We start from the raw sequence: 378 nt of genomic DNA on the forward strand, positions 1-378 counted from the left end.
CTTAAGCGCTTGTTTGTCACTGCTGACTTCAGTATTTCCAGTAGCAAATCATCAAACTCTAAACCTGAAGCTTTCGCGGCCATAGGAACCAGACTATGGCTGGTCATTCCTGGTATGGTGTTAACTTCTAACAACCAAAAGCGCCCTTTGCTATCGCGCATTACATCGACACGCCCCCAGCCAGAACAGCCTAAGGCACTAAATGCTCTTTCCGCCAAATTCCCCAGACTCTGCTCTTCTTCATCAGATAAGCCTGAGGGTAATAAATATTGTGTAGAATCTGACTCGTACTTCGCTTCATAGTCATAAAAGGTATGGCTGGTTTTTAAGCCAATTACCGGTAATGGCGAACCATTCAACAAGCCAACTGTATATTCA

General features: G+C 44.4%; 1 pseudogene. It reads right to left on the reverse strand.

From position 1 onward, the window contains the following. Positions 1-378: pseudogene (locus tag A3761_RS07585) on the reverse strand (D-alanine--D-alanine ligase); the annotation flags it as partial.

The sequence above is a fragment of the Oleiphilus sp. HI0123 genome, assembly GCF_001635315.1.